This is a genomic window from Edwardsiella ictaluri ATCC 33202 (assembly GCF_000264785.1).
Taxonomy (GTDB): domain Bacteria; phylum Pseudomonadota; class Gammaproteobacteria; order Enterobacterales; family Enterobacteriaceae; genus Edwardsiella; species Edwardsiella ictaluri.
In genome coordinates this window covers 1-21268 of sequence record NZ_AFJI01000034.1, presented here as the reverse complement: position 1 = coordinate 21268, position 21268 = coordinate 1, and the positions used below count along the sequence as shown (strand labels likewise).

Below are 21268 nucleotides of genomic sequence, written 5' to 3'. Positions count from 1 at the left end.
GTGGCAAACAGCAGCCCACCCGGCGCCGACGGGCCAAATTTTTCCGTTATTCATGATAATATCCCCGGAGGAAATCCGCAGTGACGGGGAGAATAATACCGATAGTCACAGCATATACTCCCGCCGCCAATATAAAATGATGCACCGATGCTGATTATTTACTTAATAATTAGCTTTATGACACATATCAGTAAAATTATATACCGTTGCGCGTAAAAAACGAAACCACATCCCATCATCAATATCCCGCCAAAAAAGGGAAATATCGCTCAGCGAACATCTCCTATTTATACCGCAGCCGTGGCGATACCAATAATAGATAACTCCGAACCCTATTGACGCTGTACACTGAACCGCAGCGGCGGCGCCTTGCCATGATGCAATGTGTTATTACGCCACAAAGAAAATGTTCAGCACTGCCCACTGGATCACCCGCGATATTTCCACCGCAGCGAGCGCCAGACGCCGAGCGCACCAGAAAACCGTTCGCCCGGGCGAGATGCCGGTAACGCGCCGTGCACGCCTGCCCCGCCCACGGCGTTATCCAGGCACAGCATGGCAATAGTGAACGCAGCACGCAGAAAAAAATGCACTTAGCACCCGCCAGAAAAATATAACATTATGATTAGTAATTAATTTTCTCATTCTCCAGCGCGAACACCGAAAACGGTTTGACTCGTGCCAGAGCGTTTTCTTCCCCCTGATGGCACCATGCTTAACTCTCTCCGGGGTGGCGACCTAATGCAAAAAAATAAAAAAACACAAAAACAGACCACATCAACAACGCTTAAATAAGCAGCAATATAAACTGGAAAATCAGTACCTCACTGACATAATCACAAATGTAAAACGATGGTGGTGAAATCACATCTCGCTCTTTGGCGAATACTATAGATATAGCGAAAAACAACTTTCCCTTACACTTTCTGTATATATAGAGCGTGCACAATGAATATTGAGTCCCTGCTGAGTTTTTTTTATAGAACAGGAAGCCATAAAATAGATGGCAATCAATACCGGCCGGCCAATACAGAGGGTCCGGTGAGACTGGATTACCTTACAAACATATCAGATAAAAACAAAAACCATCCCGTTCTCATTACATTCACCCTCAACGAGCGCCACTGCAAGGAACTGACAAAGCTTGGCTGCCACAGACCACTGGACATAATACAGGCGCTCTGTAATATCAGCACTTCAGTGGCCAACAGAATGATTACGGATGGAACACCGCTCTCTGAAGAAAGCGATAACGTGCATAAGAGGCTGCGGCAGGATCTTGACTCTTATCTCGGAGCGCGGGCCAATGCGGTGATCGACGACGTGCTGGTATATCATAAGAAAAAAATCCTTCCTGAAGCCCGTGCGGAAATCGTGCGATCTGCGATGACAGAGTGTGGCTATGGAGAAATCGTGGAGGGGAAAAAAGATGAACAATTACTTAACCTTGCCAGACCCGGCCTAACCGCTGAGCTCAACACGTTAGCCGACAAGGCGTTATCATTAACCAGCAAGGCGCTCAACTATTTAAATAAAGAGATCAAACCGCTCATCTACGATCTCACCTATGATGCCATTGTCAATCATCCAGTGATTGGTCCAAGACATATGCAGAAACAGGCGTATATGCCGACAGCGCAGGTGTTAGACCTGGTCCGGACGAAAACGGAGAGTTGGGTAGCGGAGGAGTGGCAGCTAACGAGATTATGATGCGCCGCTGAGAAACCGCCGGCGCAAACGCCGATAATGGGGGTTTGCCTACGCCGAGCCACCGGGATACCTGCATGCGCTTTTTAAGAGTGCTATACCCACGACGATTACGCAATCAAATGATACTCATGGCGATCCTGCTGGTCATCGTGCCGACGCTGTCGATTGGCTATATCGTCGAGACCGAGGGACGCTCCGCGGTGCTGGCCGAAAAAGAGAAAAAGCTGGCCGCCGTCGTTCAGCTGCTCGACCAGGCGCTGGAGGGACACTTTGACCATTTCGCGACGCTGCCGCGCGCTGAGCGTATCCGGGCGCTGAATACCGAGCTCAGCCCCATCACCGAGCGTATCACCCAGGCGTTTCCCGGCATCGGCGCGGGCTACTACAGCAAAACGCTGGATGCGATCATTACCTATGCCCCGTTCGCGCTGTATCAAAGCAACGTCGGCGTGGCCATTGCCGCCGACCACCCCGGACGTGAGGTGATGCGCAGCGATACGCCGCTCGTCTTTTCCGGCCACCAGGTGCGCGGCGATATCCTCAATTCGATGATCCCGATTAAGCGGGGTGGCGAGGTGCTGGGCTACATCTGGGCCAATGAGCTGACGCAGGATATCCGTCGTCAGGCCAGACAAATGGATCTGCGTATTATGGCGGTGCTGACGGCGGGCCTGCTGTGCAGCCTGCTGCTGATCGTCCTCTTCTCACGGCGTTTCAGCGCCCATATCGACATCATCACCGAAGGGCTGTCAGCGCTGGTGCACAAAACGCCTGAGCCGCTCCCCGAGCTGCCCGGCGAGCTGGGGCAAATCAGCCGCAGCGTCAACGCACTGGCGCAAACGCTGCGTGAGACCAAGACCCTTAACGATCTGATCATTGAAAACGCCGCCGACGGGGTGATCGCCATCGACCGGCTGGGCAATCTCACCACCATCAACCCGGCGGCTGAGGCCATCACCGGCTATACGCGGGATGAGCTGGTGGGCCAGCCCTACGCCGCTCTGTTCTCCGGCTCCCATTTCGCCAGTCCGGTGCTGGATACCCTGGCACACGGCACCGAACATCTGGCGCAAGAGGTCAGCTTCCCGGCGCGTCATCGGACCATTGAACTCAGCGTCACCACCAGCCGCATCCATAACCCCCATGGCGAACTGATGGGGGCGCTGGTGATCTTTTCCGATCTGACCGCCCGCAAAGAGGCCCAGCGGCGTCTGGCGCAGACCGAAAGGCTTGCCACGCTGGGCGAGCTGATGGCCGGCGTCGCCCATGAGGTGCGCAACCCGCTGACTGCCATCCGCGGCTATGTGCAGATCATCCGTCAGCAAACCGCCCTGCCAGCGCATCAGGAGTATCTGTCCGTAGTACTGAAAGAGATTGATTCAATTAATAAAGTCATTCAACAGCTGCTCGACTTTTCCCGACCGCGGCAAAGCCAGTGGCAGCGGGTGTCGCTCAACGTGCTGATCGAAGAGGCGCTGATCCTGGTGCAAACCTCCGGGGTTCAGGCGCGGATCACCTTCCACTGCGCGCTGGACAGCACGCTGCCGGCGATCGTGGCCGATCGCGAACTGCTCAAGCAGGTACTGCTGAACATCTTAATCAATGCGGTGCAGGCCATCAGCGCGCGCGGCGAGATCCGCATACGCACCTGGCAACCCACCCCCGCACAGCAGGCGGTGACCATCACGGACAGCGGCTGCGGCATCGATATCGCGCTGCAGAAAAAAATCTTTGACCCCTTCTTCACCACCAAGGCCGCGGGAACCGGCCTTGGGCTGGCCCTGAGCCAGCGCATCATCAACGCCCACCGGGGGGATATTGACGTGGCCAGCACGCCGGGAGGCGGTACCGCCTTTACCCTCATGTTACCGACCCATCCGCCGGAGAGCCCGCCAGAATGAAATCCCGCTACCGTATCCTCATCGTGGATGACGAAGAGAATGTGCGCCGCATGCTCACCACCGCGTTTGCGCTCCAGGGGCATGAAACGTACGACGCCAGCAACGGTGAAGAGGCGCTGCAGTGCTTTGCCGACGCGCCGCCGGACGTGGTGCTGATGGATATCCGCATGCCAACAATGAGCGGGATCGACGCCCTGAAAATCATGCGCACCCGGCAGCCACGCACGCCCGTCATTCTGATGACCGCCTACGCCGAGGTGGCAACCGCCGTCGAGGCGCTGCGCAGCGGCGCATTCGATTACGTGATCAAGCCCTTCGATCTGGAGGAGCTGAACTTACTGATCCGGCGCGCGCTACAGCTGCAGGCGATGAAGCAGGAGATCCGCAGCCTGCATCAGGCCCTGAGCAGCCGCTGGCAATGGGGGCATATCCTGACCAACAGCCCCCGCATGATCGATATCTGCAAAGACACCGCGAAAATTGCCCTTTCGCAGGCTAACGTACTGATCAGCGGCGAGAGCGGAACCGGCAAGGAGCTGATTGCCCGCGCCATTCACTACAACTCGCGGCGTGCAAACGGCCCGTTTATCAAGGTCAACTGCGCCGCCCTGCCGGAGTCTCTGCTGGAAAGCGAGCTGTTCGGCCATGAAAAGGGGGCATTTACCGGGGCGCAGGCCCTGCGCCAGGGCCTGTTTGAGCGTGCCCACCGGGGAACCCTGCTGCTGGATGAAATCGGCGAAATGCCGCCGGTGCTGCAGGCCAAGCTGCTGCGGATCCTGCAGGAAAGGGAGTTCGAGCGCGTGGGGGGGCATCAAACCATTCGGGTGGATATCCGCATCGTGGCCGCCACCAACCGGGATTTGCAGGCAATGGTGCGCGAGGGCCGCTTCCGTAACGATCTCTTCTATCGCCTGAACGTCATTCATCTGCAGCTGCCGCCGCTGCGCGAGCGGCGACAGGACATCGCCCTGCTCGCCAACCATTTCTTACAGAAATTCAGCTCAGAGAATCAGCGCGACATGATTGAGATCGATCCTGCCGCCCTGGCGCTGCTCTGCTCCTGGCCCTGGCCGGGTAACATCCGCGAGCTCTCCAATGTCATTGAGCGCGCGGTGGTAATGAGCACCGGCGCGATCATTTTTGCTGACGATCTGCCAGCCCCGCTGCACCAGCCCATCAGCGGCGTCAAAAGTACCCCCTCCGGCGAACGCAATCTGAAAGAGGAGATCAAGCGCGAGGAGCGGCGCATCATCAGCGAAGTGCTCGAGCAGCAGGAGGGAAACCGCACCCGCACCGCCTTAATGCTGGGCATCAGCCGTCGCGCCCTGATGTACAAACTGCAGGAGTACGGTATCGATCCGGCGGGGTGCTAGGCGGTGCCGTACAGGGTGACGGTGCATCGCCTGCGGCCAGAATCTGCTGTGCAAAATGTTGCACAGTGTGCAAAGCGCTGCACATCACCCCCGCTCACTGCCACGCGGCTCACACCACTATAAATCATATTATTCAATTGGTTATTCAATAATTTCATCTATAGGCCACGCTGGCATCCGGCTTGCTATTCCCTTTAGGTACCTAAATTAGCGTACGTAACAGGGAAAAATAATGAAAACCAAGTTGATTACTTTACAGAGTGCCACCGGGCTGTTTCGCGACGGCATGACCATTATGGTGGGCGGCTTTATGGGGGTAGGCACCCCGCCCCGCCTGATCTCGGCCCTGCTGGAGTCCGGCGTCAGGGACCTGACCCTGATCGCCAACGATACCGCCTTTGTCGATACGGGCATCGGCCCGCTGATCGTCAACGGGCGGGTCAGCCGCGTCATCGCCTCCCACATCGGCACCAATCCGGAGACCGGGCGGCGCATGATGGCCGGGGAGATGGCGGTGCAACTGGTTCCGCAGGGCACCCTGATTGAACAGATCCGCTGCGGCGGCGCCGGGCTCGGCGGTTTTCTGACCCCCACCGGCGTCGGTACCGTCGTCGCCGAGGGCAAGCAGAGCCTGACGCTCGACGGCAAAACCTGGCTGCTGGAGCGCCCGCTGCGCGCCGATCTGGCGCTGATCCGCGCCCATCGCGCCGATCCCCTGGGCAATCTGACCTACCAGCTCAGCGCCCGCAACTTTAACCCGCTGATTGCCCTCGCCGCCGACATCACCCTGGCAGAGCCGGACGAACTGGTGGAGACCGGTGCGCTGCTGCCTGACCACATCGTGACGCCCGGCGCAGTCATCGACCATATCGTCCTGCCTCAGGAGAATAAATAATGGATGCGAAACAGCGTATTGCGCGCCGCGTGGCGCGAGAGCTGCACGATGGCGACATCGTCAATCTGGGCATCGGCCTGCCGACGATGGTCGCCAATTATCTGCCGCAGGGTATCCACATCACCCTGCAATCGGAAAACGGATTCCTCGGGCTGGGGCCGGTCACCACCGCCCACCCCGATCTGGTGAACGCCGGGGGACAGCCCTGCGGGATTTTACCGGGCGCGGCCATGTTCGACAGCGCGCTGTCGTTCGCCCTGATCCGCGGCGGTCACGTGGACGCCTGCGTACTGGGTGGGCTGCAGGTCGATGAACAGGCCAGCCTCGCCAACTGGGTGGTTCCCGGCAAAATGGTGCCGGGCATGGGGGGTGCGATGGATCTGGTCACCGGGGCGCGCAAAGTCATTATTGCCATGGAGCACTGCGCGAAAGATGGCGCGGCGAAAATTCTGCGTAATTGCACCATGCCACTCACCGCCCGCCATGCGGTGCATGTGCTGGTCACCGAACTGGCGGTATTCCGCTTTACGGACGGCAAAATGTGGCTGACCGAACTCGCCGCAGGGTGCGATCTGGCCACCCTGCGCACCAAGACCGAGGCCCATTTTGACGTCGCCGCCGACCTGTTGATCATGCGGGGTGACGCATGATTGGCCGCATCTCACGTTTTATGGCCCGCTTCGTTAGCCGCTGGCTGCCCGATCCGCTGATTTTCGCCATGCTGCTGACCCTGCTGACCTTCGCTATCGCGCTGTGGCTGACACCCCAAACACCGCTGGCCATGGTGCGCTTCTGGGGCGATGGCTTCTGGAACCTGCTGGCATTCGGCATGCAGATGGCGCTGATCATCGTGACGGGCCATGCGCTGGCGAGCTCCGCCCCGGTGAAAAGCCTGCTGCGCACCGCCGCATCGGCCGCCAGGACCCCCGCTCAGGGCGTGATGCTGGTGACCTTTTTCGGCTCCGTCGCCTGCGTCATCAACTGGGGATTTGGGCTGGTGGTGGGGGCGATGTTTGCCCGTGAGGTCGCCCGGCGCGTACCGGGGTCAGACTACCCGCTGCTGATCGCCTGCGCCTACATCGGCTTTCTGACCTGGGGCGGCGGCTTTTCCGGCTCGATGCCCCTGCTGGCAGCCACCCCGGGTAACCCGGTGGAGCACGTTGCCGGGTTAATTCCGGTCAGCGATACCCTCTTCACCGGCTTTAACATCTTCATCACCCTCGCCCTGATCGTGGTGATGCCCTTTATTACCCGCCTGATGACCCCCAAACCGTCCGATGTCGTCAGCATCGATCCGGCGCTGCTGATGGAAGAGGCCGATTTCCAGAAAAAATTACCGGCAGATGCCCCCCCGTCAGAGAAGCTGGAGGAGAGCCGTATTCTGGCGCTGATCATCGGCGCGCTGGGCATCGCCTATCTGGGGATCTACTTCGCCGGGAAGGGGTTCAACATCACCATCAACACCGTCAACATGATGTTTATGATCGCCGGTCTGCTGCTGCACAAAACGCCGATGGCCTATATGCGCGCCATCAGCGCCGCCGCGCGCAGCACCGCCGGTATTCTGGTTCAGTTCCCCTTCTATGCCGGGATCCAGCTGATGATGGAGCACTCCGGCCTCGGTGGCCTGATCACCGAGTTCTTCATCAACGTGGCCAATAAGGACACCTTCCCGCTGATGACCTTCTTCAGCTCTGCGCTGATCAACTTTGCCGTGCCGTCCGGTGGCGGCCACTGGGTCATTCAGGGGCCATTCGTCCTGCCCGCTGCGCAAACCCTGGGGGCCGATCTCGGTAAATCGGTGATGGCCATCGCCTACGGCGAGCAGTGGATGAACATGGCGCAGCCCTTCTGGGCGCTCCCCGCCCTGGCCATCGCCGGGCTTGGGGTCCGCGACATCATGGGCTACTGCATCACCGCCCTGCTGTTCTCCGGCGTTATTTTTGTTGTCGGTCTGACCCTCTTCTGACGGTATCGACCCACCTTAAGGAAAAGAAGATGAAAAATTGTGTCATCGTCAGCGCAGTGCGCACCGCCATCGGCAGCTTCAACGGCGCCCTGGCGGCAACCAGCGCCATCGATCTTGGCGCCACGGTCATCAGGGCCGCCCTGGAACGCGCCCGCCTCGACCCGCAACGGGTGGATGAGGTGATCATGGGCAACGTACTGCAGGCCGGGCTGGGACAAAACCCGGCGCGTCAGGCGCTGTTAAAAAGTGGCCTCAGCGAACAGGTCTGCGGATTTACCGTCAACAAGGTCTGCGGCTCGGGCCTCAAAAGCGTGGCGCTGGCCGCCCAGGCCATTCAGGCGGGCCAGGCGCAGGCAGTGATCGCCGGTGGCATGGAAAACATGAGTCAGGCGCCATATCTGCTGAATGCACAGGCGCGCTGGGGCTACCGCCTCGGCGACGGGACGCTGACCGACGTTATCCTGCAGGATGGCCTGCTGTGCGCCACCCACGGCTACCCGATGGGGATCACCGCCGAAAACATCGCCCGCGAATATGACATCAGCCGTGAGATGCAGGACGCACTGGCCCTGCTCTCCCAGCAAAAGGCGCTGGCGGCCATCCATGCCGGTGCCTTCCGGGCCGAGATTGTCCCGGTCAGCGTGACGTCGCGTAAAAAAACTACCCTCTTTGAGCGCGACGAATTCCCCAAAGCCGACTCCACGGCGGAAGGACTTGCCGCCCTGCGCCCGGCGTTCGATAAGGCGGGCAGCGTCACCGCCGGTAACGCCTCAGGGATCAACGACGGCGCGGCGGCGCTGGTGGTGATGGAGGAAAACGCCGCCCGGGCGGCGGGACTGACACCGCTGGCGCGGATTAAGGGCTATGCCAGCGGCGGCGTCGCACCGGCGCTGATGGGGATGGGGCCGGTCCCCGCCACCCAGAAGGCGCTGCGACAGTGCGGGCTGCAGATGGCCGATATCGATCTGATTGAGGCCAATGAAGCCTTTGCCGCGCAGTTCCTGGCCGTCGGAAAGGCGCTGGGGCTGGATGCCGAAAAGGTGAACGTCAACGGCGGCGCCATCGCGCTGGGCCACCCCATCGGCGCCAGCGGCGCCCGGGTTCTGGTCACCCTGCTGCACGCGCTCTCCGCCCGGGATAAGAGCCTGGGGCTGGCGACACTGTGCATCGGCGGCGGCCAGGGGATCGCCCTGATCGTGGAGAGGATCAGCTGAGACCGGAGCGGGCGCGCGTCGGCGCGTCTGCAGGGCAGGCGGTTATCCCCCGGCCCGCCTGTCCGCATGGCACAACGGAATACCGTGCCTCCGGCCAGCCCCTTTATACAACGTTGACTGGCGGCGCTTAACATGGGCAACGGTGTGTCAACAGCGCGGGTATAACGGCTTTTCCGTTTACCCGACGCATGCCAGCACCGCTGTCCGCACCGCCCTGCGCTGTGTCAGTCGCCGTGTCGCAGGGCGTTTCCCGTCCGCCAACCGCTAAGCGCTCCCCATCTGTCTGTACCACTGGCCGGGCTTACCGGCCTTACGCTGTACCTTATCCCGCAGAGCGGTTTTGGTTAACAGCTTAAAGGGAATATTCAACCGATTGCTTCGCCGTGATCGCCCAGACATTGCCGCAAGGTATTACGACAAAGGCGTCCTGTGGACTCCACGGCTACTTTGCCCGTAGTTGCGGTGGTGCGCCAATATCAATCATCCGGCAATACATTGAGCAACAGCAAACACCACGTTAGGTCGAAAACCGCGCCTTATATCCTCGCCATGAAGGACGGGGCTTTACGGCACACCGGGTAAAACCGCAAGCCCGTTTTAGCAAAACCATCCACGCTTACACCATACGGCAGGCGATAGAGGATAAAACCGCCGCTCCGCTGTTGCATGGGGCATTGCATATTCCTGCGCGGTTGTACCACACGATACAGCGCTTGATACATGGTTTGAGCGCATCACGGATAAACTGTCAGAAAAACAGCGTACCGACCTAAAGAAAAAGTTTATGCCAAAAGGCCAGAGGCATGGTTTATCCCCGCTGGTGCGGGGGCAGAAAACGCACAAAAGTGACAACGTCACCATTATTTCATCCCCGCTGTCGCGGAGGGGCAGGAACTGCACCCAAAAAGTGACAACGTCGCTATCGCGTCATCCCCTCTGGCGTGGGGAGCCGGCGTCTGCGCCTCGCCACCCTTAGCGTCGATCCCATTAGGATATTTGATTTTCCATTTTGGTCCTGAGTCGTGCTCACGATCCTCACTTACTGCGTGTACGCGCCGGTTGTTGTGCGCTGTCCATGCTCAAACGGGGTGCAACAATATATTCCTACTGGGGTAGGCTGTTAGCCCAGAGAGCGGCGGCTTGTGAATTCAGCGCTGAGATTGACATCCTCCCCGCCTGAAGGCGGAGGATTCCTACTACGCTCAAATCATGATCTGAGCCGTTGCGGTGGGTTCCTGCTTCATCGGGCGGCCTAAAGCTGCCATCTCTCCACCGGCTAACGCGGCGTGCCCCGCCGCTAAAATATTACGGGCACCGTTGATAGCAGCGTTCTCTGTATATCCACATTCCAGACACTCGAAATGGCTTTGTGACTGGCGGTTTTCTTTCGCTGTATGGCCACAGCAGGCGCATTTCTGACTGGTGTAGGCGGGATTAATCGCCAATACCTGACCACCGCGCCAGAGCTGCTTGTACTCAATCTGGCGGCGTAGTTCATACCAGCCCAGATCCAGTATCAAGCGGTTCACCCCTGATTTGGCTTTGACGTTTCGTCCGTGCTGCTCTACCGTACCTTTAGCAACGATATCCGACTGTTGAGCTGATCGAGCTTCACGCCCTGCGGGTAGCGGAAAGCATCGTTTTGACCACATTTTTTGAAGCGCGGGAATGCTGCGCGTTTTTGGAGGAAATTCTTGTAGCCGCGCTCCAGAGCTTTTAGTAACTGCTGCAACGGCTGAGAGGGTGATTCTTGTAGCCATTGTGTTTCAGGCGCGGATTTCCACTCAATGAGCCATGAAGCCATTTGGGTGTAGGGGATAGAGTTCTTTCCCGCTTTATGGTTCTCATTCTGAAGTGCCAGTGTACGGTTAAAAACGAAGCGACAAGCTCCTGCGAAGCACAGCATATCGCGCTCCTGCTGATCTTTGGTCTTAACTGGAATTTGAAAGCTGGAAGTCGCTTCATCCATACCATTATGCGTTGATCTATGACAAAAGAAACTGATATTCGCCGAGGAGGACACTGTGTTTTCCTGATGCATATTCACTTGGTATTCGTCGCCAAATGTCGACGAAATATATTTGATCTTGATGCCATCGAAAAGCTACGCAGCTACTTTGCCAGCGTATGTGCTGATTTTGATGTTGAACTGGTTGAAATGGATGGCGAATGCGACCTCGTGCATTTGCTGATCAACTACCCGCCAAAGCGGGCAATATCAAATCTGGTCAACAGTCTTAAAGGCGTATCCAGCAGGCTGCTACGCCGTGACCGGCCAGATATCGCTCTACGCTATTACTACAAAGGCGTTCTGTGGACTCCGAGTTATTTTGCAAGTCGTTGTGGCGGTGCGTCGATTTCGGTAGTGACTCCAAATTAGTGTCGTGGTATTATTCACCTTTTAGATAAGAAATGGCAAAGATTGATCTGGTTTGCCCCCGCTGCACCAAAACTCAGGGAGTTATCCGTAATGGTCACTCCACTTCTGGCGCTCAGCTCTATCGCTGCAAGCTCTGCCTGAAAACCTTCCAGCTCAACTTTCAATATAACGCAGCTAAACCCAACACACATCAATCCATTATTGCTATGGCAATGAACGGCTCCGGATGTCGTGACACGGCACGGGTTCTTGATATCAGCCTCAATACTGTCCTCCGCCACCTAAAAAACGGGAACCGAGACAGCGAGCGCAACACGTAGAGCCGGGAGCCGAAGTCGTTATCTGCTGTGAAGCTGATGAACAGTGGTCATTCGTTCGTTGTAAGAGCAATCCTCGCTGGCTCTTCTATGCGTATGACCGTATTCAAAAGCGGGTTCTTGCTCATGTCTTTGGCCCTCGAAATGCGTTGACGTTACAGCGGCTTCTAGCGTTAGTGAGAAAATTTAATATTGTCTTCTACATGACCGATGCCTGGCCGGTATACCGGACGCTACTGGATCCAGCTCACCATGTAGTCAGCAAGAAATATACCCAACGCATAGGACGCCATAACTTGAATCTGCGAACTCATCTCAAACGGCTTACCCGAAGGACAATCTGCTTCTCCAACTCAGAAGAAATGCACGATAAGGTCATCGGCTGGTATCTAACAATCAACCATTACCACTAAATTTGAGTCATGACCGAATCATGTGGAACGGCTATGGCAGGTACTTCTCGACACAATAACGCGCAATCATCAGTGTCGCTCAATGTGGCAACTGTTGAAAAAAGTCTGCCATTTTATGGAAACCGTCAGCCCGTTCCCGGGAGGTAAACATGGGATGGCAAAAGTGTAGCGGTATTTGGCGCAGCTATTTAGAGCCCTTCAGCGAAGGATTAAAGCAGGAACATCTGAATGAGAAGGAATTCATATCTCTGAAGGATGACCGGTGCAAAAACGAGGCCTGGCACATGCACGATAACCAGCGTTATCCCCATTCTGTGCTGGATGACACTCTCTGAGTTTGCCGAAAAATCTACCGGTTGCCAGAATATGTAGCCAGAATGAAGCCGGTTATTCTTGATTATGATGGGATCATCTGCGGGGTCAGGAGCAGCTGTGGTGCGCCAAGACCCGCTGTGGGTGGGCTCCATTCCTGCTTATGTGATGTTCATCATCGATGTACCCGCCGATGTCATCGTGAATTGACGGGCAGCCATCGTCAAGGCAAACAACGTTCATACTGGATGGGCTGGAGCCAGGACTATAGACCCGTCGTCCCTGACTCCCGCCATTACACAGATCAAAGCTCACAGCATGTCTCTAAGCTTTTTAAATAAGCCCCATGACTAACTCTGTCAGTTTACTGCGCCTTGTCATCAAATCAATTTGATCTCTGCCAGCATCAAGATTTCCCTGTTGGCCGAGTCTAAAACGAAATTCCTCTATATTTTTCGAGCAAAGCTCGGGCAATGGCTTCAGTCTCGGCATCGGCATTACCGCTGATATCACTTGGCCGGAAGTGCATCTGGAATGCACTGACCGTTTTTCTGGTATTCTCATCCAAGACTCCATTCTGGGGGATTTGATCATATCCATACTGCTTCAGTAATGCCTGAATAACACTTACTTTTACAGGGGAATGTGGGGAACGATCAGCAAGATATTTATTTACTGTACTTCTGTCCGGCCAAGCACCTATGCCCATTGCAGCCAGGTGTTCCCAAGGGAATAGTTTTCCGGGGTCCTGTTTTCTGAGAGGGGCTATGTCACTGTGTCCAACCACATTATCAGGCTCAATATGATAGCGATTAACAATATCCTTTGCTAATGCAGCGACAGCAGCAATCTGTTTTTCGGTGTAGGGATACCAGGTTCGTTGCCCCAGCATATTATCAGTATACCCTAGGTTGACTATTTCTATTCCGATAGAGGTATCATTCAGCCCCGACCGGCCATTCCAGCTGCTGATGCCTGCATGCCATGCCCGCTTATTCTCATCAACGAGCTGAAGGACGACGGGTTGACCATGTATTGACTTCGGCTCTTTTGGAATAAGATAATGAGCACTGACTTGTTCTTTAGTCAAAATATTCAGCGAACTAACATCATCCACTGCCGTATAGTGTAGAACAAGAAAACGTATCCTTTCATTCTGGCCAACAGCCGTAAAAGCATGACTGGCAAAATAACCGTCGCGCGCTTCAATTTTATCCGAATGTCTTACGCAAGCTGATAACATAAAAGCCAGAATGGTCACTACCACTAATTTCTCAATCATCGTTGAGCAGGGTAAAAACAGAGGTTTACGCATTAATTTAAACTCCGTTAATGAATTGAAGCCACCGCTTCTTTGCTTGAATCAGTTATTGAAAACAGCAGCCATTATCACCTATTTCATTAAACGATTGATAAACAACAATCTAAATATAAACAAATTAATCACAAATACCAAAACAACCAGAAACAAAATTGTTACAAATCAACCTTGTAGAAAACCATTAATATACTTTGCCATTTCCCCAAGCTAAATAAGCAGATAGAGCTAAAACGGCTATGCTGACAGCCACCATGAAAACACGTCAAACAAGCCGACACTCCACAAAAACAGCCAGTTGAAGCAGTTTCAAAAAATGTTAAAGAAGTATTTATCAACAATTTTATATGATTATTTACAGTGGGAATTCACAGAGACTGTAAAATATAAATTCAAGTTAACTGGGTATTTTAGCACAATGAACCAATATCTTAACCAAATGAAAATTAACATTATGGATAGTTTGAGGCTATTAGTGATAATGTAAGGGCGCTGTTCAACGGATGCGGCCAAAGGATACTGACATCTATATTCGGTCAGCAAATACCGGTGTACTGTTCGGCGATAGGAAAGTCTTTTTAGACTGTGGACAGTATGACTATCTGAATGCCTATCGGTGTTGCCGCAGAAAACAGATCCAGCGCCTGACTTGCAACCCTATCCAGCACTCCCCGGCACCGTCGCTGGCTCCCCCTCATTTCCCTGCCAAGTACCCGTCTGACGCCGCTCTGGCTGAATAACCCACCGATGCCCTCAGCACACCGCAGTCAAAACCTGCTCTATCAATTTGGGTTTTCAGGGATAGATGTGTACTCTTATCGCAAATTGGCCAACGCTTCCAACTGCGCCCGATGACTCTGTTTGGTATCCACCTTGACATAGGCACTGCGCTCTTGCGGTACAACAATCACCTCTACAACGCCAGGCTGCGCCTGTAAGCGATTTGCCAGGGTGGGATCCTGCAATGCCAACTCTGTCAGGATAATACGTAGGCTACTGACATATGGTGGTTCTTTCATGGTACGACTGATCAAGAACCAGAAGGCAGCCACCAGGGCGCCGGCGATAAACACCAGACCGGCCCCCTGCAAAGCATACAGCCAGCCGCCGAGGCCGCCACCAAGCGCCACTCCGATAAACTGGCTGGTGGAATAAACCCCCATCGCGGTACCTTTATAGCCTGCCGGTGACTCTTTGCTGATCAGCGAAGGCAGGATCGCCTCCATCACATTGAAGGCCATAAAGAACAGCTGTATGCCAACGATGAGACCCCACAGGCGTGTGCCGGAGAGCCACATCAACACTTCGGCACAGAACAGTAGCGCGACGCAACTCATAAAGACCCGTTTCATACGGCGGCATTTCTCGGCGTAGATGATGCAAGGCACCACGGCGACAAATGATATCAGCATGGTCACCAGGTAGATTACCCAATGCATATTGGCCGCCAGACCGGCTCTCTCCAACGCCAGCGGCAGTGCCACGAAGCTCGACATCAACAAGGTATGCAGGCACAGGATGCCGATGTTGAGCTTCAATAAACGCGAATTGTTCAGCACTCGGCTGAAGCTACCGCGCACAATGCCTGAGTCGCGATTCAACAGATGGGTATCAGCGCAAGGTACTATAGCCAGGGTGATGACGATGCCGGCCAACGCCAGCACGGTGATCATCCAAAACAATGCACTCAGGCCGCAGGCGTGGGTGATGATAGGCCCCAAGACCATGGCGATAGCAAAGATGATACCAAAGCTGACGCCGATAAATGCCATCGCCTTAGTGCGGTTCTGCTCCCGGGTGAGATCAGAGAGCAGTGCCATCACTGCAGCAGCAATTGCACCGGAGCCTTGCAGCGCGCGGCCAAGGATCACACCCCAGATCGAATCGGTGACGGCGGCGATGGCGCTGCCAAGGGCAAAGATCAGCAGTCCAGCGATGATCAACGGCTTGCGACCAATACGATCGGAGAGCAAACCCAATGGGATCTGAAACAGCGCCTGCATCAGGCCATAGATACCGATGGCGATACCGATCAGCGTTTCGCTGGCACCGTTGAGCGCCATACCGTACGTAGTTAGCACCGGCAATACCATAAACATGCCAAGCATACGCAGGGAGAATACGCAACCCAATCCCCAGGTGGCGCGACGCTCCTGTGGGGTCATTGAATTATCGTTCACAGCAAACCTCGGTAAACATCATGCGATCACGCGTTGAGAGAGCGCCTGATCGCAGGGTTTATACAAAACTGTCCAGTATGGGAGAGCAAGGGTAAATCAAACGGCGTCGGACAGAGAGGAGCGGGCCTGTTTTATAACGGCTCATTGCGCTACCGCTCACCCTGCATACGACAATATTGTGATAAACCAATAACATTGGCTATATCCGCGATCCATTCACAGAAGTGGCCCTGAGTGCGTCTGTCCACACACTGACTTACCAAACGTAGGTCAGCAGTGCTGGCGACGCGCTGCTGACGCTGAAGTCAATCGACATCATCACGCTCAGGGAGGTGATGGCGACAATGGAAAACACAAACAGTTTTCGCGCCCAGATGCTGTCGTTCTCGGTCTTATAACCACGCAGCGCCATCCCCAGCCACCAAATACTCACCACCGCCGCAACAATCAGGTACTTATAGCCGGCATAGCCCACCAGGGCCAGCATCAGCGTGGCGATCATAAACGCCAGGATGTAGAGCGTGATATGGTTCTTGGCGACGGAAACGCCTTTCACCACTGGCAACACGGGAATGCCAGCCGCCTGGTAATCTTTAAAGCGGAAGATGGCGATGGCATAAGAGTGTGGCATCTGCCACAGGCTAAAGATAGCCAGCAGGATCAACGCACCAGCATCGAACGCGTTGGTGACCGCACAATAACCGATGACCGGCGGTGCGGCACCCGACAAGCTACCGATCAGCGTGCCATAGACCGAGTGGCGCTTCATGTACAGGCTGTAAACGCCGACATAAACCACAAACCCCATCACGGCCAGCCACATGGCCAGCGGATTAGCCGCGATATACAGCAACACAAAGCCCGCAATACCCAGAACGGTCGCATAAATCAGGGTAACACTCGGCGCAATCAGCCCTTTCACCAGCACCCGATTCTTCGTTCTCTCCATTTTCTTGTCGATGTCGCGATCGATGTAGTTGTTAAACACACAACCCGACGCGACAACCAATGAGACCCCCACCAGAGTCGCAAGAAACAGGGGATAGTCGATGATCCCTTTAGCCGCGAGCAGAAATCCGCCAACAACAGAAATGAGGTTGCCGAAAATAATGCCTGGTTTAGTGACTAGCAGGTATTGCTTAATCATCACGCGCCACTCAGCCCTTAATCGACCATCATATTGATGTTGAGGTTGTACATAATCCAGAGTGAGCCAACAACAACGATACCGATGATCACAGCGGTGAACAGGAGTGCCACCAGGTTCCAGCGCCCTTGCGATGAGGTGTTCATATGGAGGAAGCAAACCAGGTGAACAATTACCTGGATAACCGCCATCCCGACGACCACTGCCAGGGTGGTGGAATGAGCAACACCACCACTCATCACCACCGCAAACGGGATCACCGTCAGAACGATCGACAAGATAAAGCCGATCAGGTATGACTTCACTCCGCCATGGCCTGCGCCACCGTGAGAGGTTTCATGGGATGAATGGCTCATGACATAACCCCCAGTAGGTAGACGGCTGTAAATAGGCAGATCCAGATCACATCCAGGAAGTGCCAGAACAGGCTCAGACACATCAGACGGGTTTTATTGGCGGCGGTCAGGCCGAACTTGCTGATCTGGATCATCATGACGACGATCCAAGTCAGTCCGGCCGTTACGTGCAGACCATGGGTGCCGACCAGCGCGAAAAAGCTGGAGAGGAACCCACTGCGATCCGGCCCAAAACCTTCTGTAATCAGATGATGGAATTCATAGACCTCCATCGACACGAAGCCCAAACCAAACAGGAAAGTCAGCAACAGCCAGACGTTAACACCGCCGACGCTCCCCTTATTCATCGCGCCTATCGCCATACCATAGGTGATCGAGCTGAACAACAGTAGGAAGGTTTCGACCAGGACGAACTTCAGATCGAAGATCTCTTTTCCGGTGGGGCCGCCTGCAGTCCCGTTTACCAGTACTGCATAAGTCGCGAACAAGCCCGCAAACAAAATGCAGTCGCTCATCAGGTAGATCCAGAATCCGAAGACCTTGGTCTCTCCTGCGTCATGGTGTCCATGCTCTGCATGGGCTGTATTCTGATGGGTCAGAGTTTCAGTTGACATGTTTCACGCCTGCGTTACGGATTTGTTCGTGGTGTTGGTTCTCGATGCGCGCGATCTCATCAACCGGCACAAAGTAGTCAACATCGTGATCGAAGCTCTTGCCGATCCAGACAACGAGGATACCGATAAAGCCAACCAGCGCCATCCACCAGATTTCCCAAATCATTGCGAAACCGAATATCAAACTGAAGCAGGCGATGATAACGCCGGCGCCGGTATTCTTAGGCATATGAATCGGTTCGTAGTGTGCCGGTTTTTTATAGGCGTCACCTCTTTCCTTCATCTCCCAAAATTCATCACGATCATGGATTTGCGGGACGATGGCAAAGTTATAGAACGGTGGTGGAGACGACGTAGACCACTCCAAAGTACGTGCGTCCCACGGATCACCGGTCAGATCGCGATTCTGTTCGCGGTCGCGCACGCTGACGACGATCTGGATTATCTGGCACAAGACACCACAGGCAATCAGTGCTGCACCGCCGGCGGCGACCAACAGCAACGGATGGAACTCAGCGTTGATGTCCTGGCTGATACGACGGGTCATACCCATAAAGCCCAATACGTATAGCGGCATAAAGGCGATGAAGAAGCCGATCAGCCAGAACCAGAAGGCGCGAATGCCCCATTTTTCATTCAACGTGAAACCGAAGGATTTCGGGAACCAGTAGTTTACGGCCGCAAAGCAACCAAACACCACACCACCGATGATGACGTTATGGAAGTGTGCGATCAGGAACAGGCTGTTGTGCAGCACGAAGTTTGCGCCCGGTACCGCCAGCAGAACGCCGGTCATTCCCCCCACGGTGAAGGTAACGATAAAACCAATGGTCCACAGCATCGCCGTGTTGAACTGGATACGCCCCCGGTACATGGTGAAAAGCCAGTTGAAAATTTTCACCCCGGTCGGGATGGAAATGATCATGGTGGCGATACCGAAGAAAGCGTTAACGTTCGCGCCGGCACCCATGGTGAAGAAGTGGTGTAGCCATACGATAAACGACAGGACGGTGATCACGATGGTTGCCCATACCAGTGAGGTATAGCCGAAGAGTCGTTTTTTAGAGAAAGTGGCGGTGACTTCGGAAAATACGCCGAATACCGGCAGAACCAGGATATACACCTCTGGGTGACCCCAGGCCCAAATCAGGTTGATGTACATCATCATATTGCCACCCATCTCATTGGTGAAGAAATGGGTACCCAGATAACGATCCAGGGTCAGTAGCGCGATAGTGACAGTCAGAATAGGGAATGCAACGGTGATCAAAATATTAGAACACAGCGCCGTCCAGGTGAATACCGGCATTTTCATCAAAGACATGCCAGGGGCGCGCATCTTCAGGATGGTGGTGATAAAGTTCACACCGGTCAACAGTGTGCCCAGACCGGAAATTTGTAGACTCCAGATCCAGTAATCAACGCCGACACCAGGACTGAACTCCTTACCTGACAGCGGCGGATAGGCCAGCCAACCGGTCTGCGCAAACTCACCGACCCCCAGAGAGAGGTTGATCAATACCACACCGACCACGAAGAGCCAAAAACTCAGTGAATTCAGGAACGGGAATGCAACGTCACGCGCACCAATTTGCAGCGGTACCACGACGTTCATCAGGCCGACGACCATCGGCATCGCCATGAAGAAGATCATGATCACGCCGTGCGCACTAAAGACTTGGTCGTAGTGATGCGGTGGCAGGAATCCGGCTTCACCGGCGGACGCCAACGCCTGCTGACCGCGCATCATGATGGCGTCGGCGAAGCCGCGTAGCAACATGACCATCGCCACGATGATATACATGATACCAATTCTCTTATGATCGACCGATGTCAACCATTCGCGCCACAGCCACGTCCATTTGCCAAAATAGGTCAGTAGCGCCAGGATCACCAGCCCCCCAACAAGCATTCCAGCAACAGCGACCATGATGATCGGCTCATGGTACGGAACCGCATCAAGTGTTAATTTTCCCAACATCAATTATTCCTCGGATCCGACGTGACCAGTGTGTTCACTCATGTCCATACCTTGGTTCATGTCCATGCCTTTGTGCGCACCAGCGCCATTGTGCATCGTCATGTCACCCATAAATTTGGCAATAGTGTCTTGGAATAAATTCGGTTTGAAAGCAGCGAAATACTCAACCGGGTTGTTTTTACTCGGCTCTGCCAATTTATTAAACTTATCGATAGTATTCAGGTTGTTAGGAGATGTTTTTACTTTAGCAACCCACTGCGTGAAGTCTCCTTCGGTCGGGGTAACGATAGCGGTAAATTTCATACCGGAGAAACCTGCCCCGCTGTAGCTGCTGGAGATACCTTTGTAAGCGCCCGCTTGATTGCTGATCAGGTGCAGCTTGGTCTGCATCCCGGCCATCGCATAAATTTGTCCACCTAACTGCGGGATAAAAAATGCGTTCATTACCGAATTCGACGTAACCTTGAACTCGACGGGAACATCCTGCGGGAAAGCGAGCTCATTAACGGTCGCAATACCTTGTTCTGGATAGAGAAACAACCATTTCCAATCCAGAGAAATTACTTCGATCGTCATCGGTTTCTTGTCGGCGACAATCGGCTTGAATGGATCGAGTTCGTGGGTTGTCTTCCAGGTAATCGTGCCAAGGATGACAATGATAATGATAGGGATTGTCCAGACGACCACTTCGATCTTGTTGGAGTGGGCCCAGTTCGGCATGTATTTAGCATCTTTATTGGAGGCGCGATACTTCCAAGCAAAGATGAATGTCATGAAGATAACCGGTATCACCACTATCAGCATTAACGCGATTGCCGTGAGGATCAGTGTCCGTTGTTCAACACCAATAGCACCTTTGGGATCCATTAATACCATATTGCAACCACTGAGCAACCCAGAGGCTGCCACCAATGACAGCATCCCAATGCGTCGATTGTATTTCTTAAGTCTCATCTAACGACCCCAATGACATCATAATAATGATTTACCGTAGCCTCATTCACACTGACATTTTATGGCATGGTTAAATAAATGTAAAGATTGTCAGCAAAAGGTATCCTTTCATTGATACTTTTTGCCAAATGGATCACACGTATCATCATGTAGTAATAATTTACCCATAATATCAACAAGATGGTAAGCTGGTTCGGCAATGCATCCAATCAGTTGAAATGTCCCCTTTCGATT

At 54.4% G+C, this 21268-nt stretch carries 16 protein-coding genes and 3 pseudogenes; 11 read left to right on the top strand and 8 right to left on the bottom strand.

Translation table 11 applies throughout. The features are described 5' to 3' along the window. Positions 1 to 948 precede the first annotated feature (948 nt). From EIEH_RS04330 to EIEH_RS18385, 8 genes and pseudogenes are all read left to right on the top strand, one after another. Positions 949 to 1710 carry a hypothetical protein gene (locus tag EIEH_RS04330; RefSeq protein WP_015871501.1) on the top strand — a complete coding sequence of 254 codons (762 nt, stop codon included), beginning with the start codon at positions 949 to 951 and terminating at the stop codon, positions 1708 to 1710. Positions 1711 to 1784: 74 nt separating this feature from the next. Beyond that, positions 1785 to 3611: a two-component system sensor histidine kinase AtoS gene (atoS, locus tag EIEH_RS04325; RefSeq protein ID WP_015871502.1), complete on the top strand. Its 1827-nt coding sequence runs from the start codon at positions 1785 to 1787 to the stop codon at positions 3609 to 3611. Then, on the top strand, positions 3608 to 4984 hold the full coding sequence (gene atoC / locus EIEH_RS04320) for an acetoacetate metabolism transcriptional regulator AtoC (protein ID WP_015871503.1): 1377 nt from the start codon (positions 3608 to 3610) through the stop codon (positions 4982 to 4984). Before atoS ends, atoC begins: the two co-directional genes overlap by 4 nt. A gap of 232 nt (positions 4985 to 5216) precedes the next feature. After that, complete coding sequence (gene atoD, locus EIEH_RS04315) at positions 5217 to 5879, top strand: acetate CoA-transferase subunit alpha (RefSeq protein WP_015871505.1); 663 nt, start codon at positions 5217 to 5219, stop codon at positions 5877 to 5879. Further along, positions 5879 to 6529: a 3-oxoacid CoA-transferase subunit B gene (locus tag EIEH_RS04310; RefSeq protein ID WP_015871506.1), complete on the top strand. Its 651-nt coding sequence runs from the start codon at positions 5879 to 5881 to the stop codon at positions 6527 to 6529. Before atoD ends, EIEH_RS04310 begins: the two co-directional genes overlap by 1 nt. Continuing rightward, on the top strand, positions 6526 to 7848 hold the full coding sequence (locus EIEH_RS04305) for a TIGR00366 family protein (RefSeq protein ID WP_015871507.1): 1323 nt from the start codon (positions 6526 to 6528) through the stop codon (positions 7846 to 7848). The genes EIEH_RS04310 and EIEH_RS04305 overlap by 4 nt, the downstream gene beginning before the upstream one ends. Before the next feature lie 29 nt (positions 7849 to 7877). After that, a complete protein-coding gene (locus tag EIEH_RS04300; RefSeq protein ID WP_015871508.1) occupies positions 7878 to 9062 on the top strand; it encodes an acetyl-CoA C-acetyltransferase in 1185 nt (394 codons plus the stop codon). Between the two features lie 340 nt (positions 9063 to 9402). Continuing rightward, positions 9403 to 9577, top strand: a pseudogene (locus EIEH_RS18385) (transposase); the annotation flags it as partial. A 687-nt stretch (positions 9578 to 10264) separates the two neighbouring features. Here EIEH_RS18385 and EIEH_RS17335 read toward each other — a convergent pair. Beyond that, positions 10265 to 11027, bottom strand: a pseudogene (locus EIEH_RS17335) (RNA-guided endonuclease InsQ/TnpB family protein). A gap of 22 nt (positions 11028 to 11049) precedes the next feature. Here EIEH_RS17335 and tnpA point away from each other — a divergent pair. The 3 genes and pseudogenes from tnpA to EIEH_RS18820 all read left to right on the top strand — a co-directional run. Further along, positions 11050 to 11442, top strand: coding sequence for an IS200/IS605 family transposase (gene tnpA, locus EIEH_RS17330; protein WP_015871514.1), 393 nt, complete (start codon positions 11050 to 11052; stop codon positions 11440 to 11442). 32 nt (positions 11443 to 11474) lie between these two features. Next, positions 11475 to 12172 (top strand): IS1 family transposase gene (locus EIEH_RS17320; RefSeq protein WP_107775265.1). Its coding sequence is split into 2 segments (ribosomal slippage): positions 11475 to 11724 and positions 11724 to 12172, totalling 699 coding nucleotides; the frame shifts between segments, so codons are not numbered across the junction. A gap of 16 nt (positions 12173 to 12188) precedes the next feature. After that, positions 12189 to 12341 (top strand): annotated as a pseudogene (locus tag EIEH_RS18820) (IS630 family transposase); the annotation flags it as partial. Between the two features lie 573 nt (positions 12342 to 12914). Here the strand turns inward: EIEH_RS18820 and EIEH_RS04280 are convergent. The 7 genes from EIEH_RS04280 to cyoA all read right to left on the bottom strand — a co-directional run bounded on the left by EIEH_RS04280 (position 12915) and on the right by cyoA (position 21034). Beyond that, positions 12915 to 13799 (bottom strand): N-acetylmuramoyl-L-alanine amidase, encoded by an 885-nt coding sequence (locus tag EIEH_RS04280; protein ID WP_015871519.1) that lies wholly within the window; start codon positions 13797 to 13799, stop codon positions 12915 to 12917. 818 nt (positions 13800 to 14617) lie between these two features. Continuing rightward, complete coding sequence (locus EIEH_RS04275; RefSeq protein WP_015871521.1) at positions 14618 to 15982, bottom strand: MFS transporter; 1365 nt, start codon at positions 15980 to 15982, stop codon at positions 14618 to 14620. Positions 15983 to 16238: 256 nt separating this feature from the next. Continuing rightward, positions 16239 to 17129: a heme o synthase gene (gene cyoE / locus EIEH_RS04270; protein WP_015871522.1), complete on the bottom strand. Its 891-nt coding sequence runs from the start codon at positions 17127 to 17129 to the stop codon at positions 16239 to 16241. A gap of 17 nt (positions 17130 to 17146) precedes the next feature. Beyond that, positions 17147 to 17485 carry a cytochrome o ubiquinol oxidase subunit IV gene (locus tag EIEH_RS04265; RefSeq protein WP_015871523.1) on the bottom strand — a complete coding sequence of 113 codons (339 nt, stop codon included), beginning with the start codon at positions 17483 to 17485 and terminating at the stop codon, positions 17147 to 17149. Continuing rightward, entirely contained in the window at positions 17482 to 18099 is a 618-nt protein-coding gene (locus EIEH_RS04260) for a cytochrome o ubiquinol oxidase subunit III (protein ID WP_015871524.1), read from the bottom strand. Before EIEH_RS04260 ends, EIEH_RS04265 begins: the two co-directional genes overlap by 4 nt. Next, entirely contained in the window at positions 18089 to 20080 is a 1992-nt protein-coding gene (cyoB, locus tag EIEH_RS04255; RefSeq protein ID WP_015871525.1) for a cytochrome o ubiquinol oxidase subunit I, read from the bottom strand. The genes EIEH_RS04260 and cyoB overlap by 11 nt, the downstream gene beginning before the upstream one ends. A 3-nt stretch (positions 20081 to 20083) precedes the next feature. After that, positions 20084 to 21034, bottom strand: coding sequence for a cytochrome o ubiquinol oxidase subunit II (cyoA, locus tag EIEH_RS04250; protein ID WP_015871526.1), 951 nt, complete (start codon positions 21032 to 21034; stop codon positions 20084 to 20086). Positions 21035 to 21268: the final 234 nt, after the last annotated feature.

Excerpts from the sequence above, each read along its gene's own strand:
- EIEH_RS04330 (WP_015871501.1), top strand. The coding sequence starts at position 949 with ATGAATATTGAGTCCCTGCTGAGTTTTTTTTATAGAACAGGAAGCCAT.
- atoS (WP_015871502.1), top strand. The coding sequence starts at position 1,785 with ATGCGCTTTTTAAGAGTGCTATACCCACGACGATTACGCAATCAAATG.
- atoC (WP_015871503.1), top strand. The coding sequence starts at position 3,608 with ATGAAATCCCGCTACCGTATCCTCATCGTGGATGACGAAGAGAATGTG.
- atoD (WP_015871505.1), top strand. The coding sequence starts at position 5,217 with ATGAAAACCAAGTTGATTACTTTACAGAGTGCCACCGGGCTGTTTCGC.
- EIEH_RS04310 (WP_015871506.1), top strand. The coding sequence starts at position 5,879 with ATGGATGCGAAACAGCGTATTGCGCGCCGCGTGGCGCGAGAGCTGCAC.
- EIEH_RS04305 (WP_015871507.1), top strand. The coding sequence starts at position 6,526 with ATGATTGGCCGCATCTCACGTTTTATGGCCCGCTTCGTTAGCCGCTGG.
- EIEH_RS04300 (WP_015871508.1), top strand. The coding sequence starts at position 7,878 with ATGAAAAATTGTGTCATCGTCAGCGCAGTGCGCACCGCCATCGGCAGC.
- tnpA (WP_015871514.1), top strand. The coding sequence starts at position 11,050 with ATGACAAAAGAAACTGATATTCGCCGAGGAGGACACTGTGTTTTCCTG.
- EIEH_RS04280 (WP_015871519.1), bottom strand. The coding sequence starts at position 13,799 with ATGCGTAAACCTCTGTTTTTACCCTGCTCAACGATGATTGAGAAATTA.
- cyoE (WP_015871522.1), bottom strand. The coding sequence starts at position 17,129 with ATGATTAAGCAATACCTGCTAGTCACTAAACCAGGCATTATTTTCGGC.
- EIEH_RS04265 (WP_015871523.1), bottom strand. The coding sequence starts at position 17,485 with ATGAGCCATTCATCCCATGAAACCTCTCACGGTGGCGCAGGCCATGGC.
- EIEH_RS04260 (WP_015871524.1), bottom strand. The coding sequence starts at position 18,099 with ATGTCAACTGAAACTCTGACCCATCAGAATACAGCCCATGCAGAGCAT.
- cyoB (WP_015871525.1), bottom strand. The coding sequence starts at position 20,080 with ATGTTGGGAAAATTAACACTTGATGCGGTTCCGTACCATGAGCCGATC.
- cyoA (WP_015871526.1), bottom strand. The coding sequence starts at position 21,034 with ATGAGACTTAAGAAATACAATCGACGCATTGGGATGCTGTCATTGGTG.